This is a genomic window from Nocardia sp. 852002-20019_SCH5090214 (assembly GCF_001665865.1).
Classification (GTDB): domain Bacteria; phylum Actinomycetota; class Actinomycetes; order Mycobacteriales; family Mycobacteriaceae; genus Nocardia; species Nocardia nova.
The window spans coordinates 1-1,299 of the sequence record NZ_LZMK01000406.1 but is presented as its reverse complement, the minus strand read 5'-3'; the positions used below and the strand labels follow the sequence as shown (position 1 = coordinate 1,299).

1 protein-coding gene and 1 pseudogene are annotated in these 1,299 nt (G+C 66.6%); one reads left to right on the top strand and one right to left on the bottom strand.

Annotated features, from left to right (window positions below; translation table 11 throughout):
- Positions 1-546, top strand: a pseudogene (locus A5780_RS43310) (hypothetical protein); the annotation flags it as partial.
- 12 nt (positions 547-558) lie between these two features.
- Here the strand turns inward: A5780_RS43310 and A5780_RS43305 are convergent.
- A partial coding sequence (locus tag A5780_RS43305; protein ID WP_082976931.1) for an acyl-CoA thioesterase domain-containing protein occupies positions 559-1,299 on the bottom strand: 741 nt, incomplete at its 5' end.

Here is a 1,299-nt window from a genome sequence, read left to right as displayed (position 1 = left end):
GCTGCCACCGAACAGCCGGGACGCGCTGGACTCCCACCGCACCTCGCCGAGGACCTCGACCTGTCGAAAGTCGGAATGTTCGGTCACTCGCTAGGCGGGTCGACAACCGTGCAAACGATGCACGACGACCACCGTGTCCGTGCCGGCGTCGATCTGGACGGCCCGATCCTGGGCTCTGTCGCCGCGGACGGTCTCGACCGGCCGCTGCTGATGCTGGCCAGCGACACCTCGCCCTGGTTCGGCAATCCGGGCTGGGAACCGCGCTGGGCAACCAACACTGGGGTGAAGATCCCCCTGCGCATCGCAGGAACCCAGCACATGTCGCTGTGCGACCAGCAGATCATCCTGCCGCAACTGACCACGGCCGGCCTGCTCGAGCCCGCCAAGAAGGCCGAAGCAGTCGGCACAATCGACACGGCCCGTTCGATCGACCTGCAACGGGCATACCTGCTTGCCTACTTCGACGCCACCTTCAGCCAGCCCGGCACCGACATTGCTCAAACGCTCGCCAGGCTCGCTCAGCCGGAGATGCTTCCTCACCCGTGAAGCACCCGCCGGTTACTCGCCGCCGAATGCGGCGCTGGTGGTGGCGGCGAAGTCGATTTGGCGTCGTGCGTTCGACAGTGTGCTGACCACGGAGGTGCCGACCGGGCCGATGCGGTCGTAGAGGGTGGCGCTGCCGATGGACACGCCCGCCGAGGCGATGGTGTTGTCGGCGCGTAGTCCGAGGTCGCAGCCGATCGGCAGACGCGAAAGCGCCACGGTCACATCGGCGTTGATGTAGCCGGCGCCTTCGGTGCCCCAGTGACACACGTGGTTCGTGGAGTCACCCAGGATCGCGGCGCGCTGGAACCCAGTGATCGGTTCCCCGGCGACCAGTGGTGGCAGGTTCTGCCAGGAGATTTTGCGGTCGGCGTTTTGATTCGCCGCGAAATCCTCGGACCAGTCGCGATCGCCGCTCTTGAACAGCGGCGGCGTCCCGCCGGGCACAGCACTCTCCTGCGGCGGAACCGGCAGCGGTTCGTCTCGGCTCCAGAGCTGGCCAGGCGGTTCGGTCCCGGTGGTGAGGAAAACGGCTGTCGCCCTCACACGTTGCTGACCGTCTTGCGACAGTGCCGCGTCGGCAACAGTGATTCGAGATCCTCGACGGACCACCGTGCTGCGCAGATCGAACGCGGCGTTGTCGACCGGTTGATACAGGTCGACTGTGAGTCGAGCGGGGATGAAGCCCTCCGGGCAGTGGGTCTCGAGTTCCCGGGCGAGCATGCCGGCCACGGCTGTTCCGCTCAGTTTGGTCGG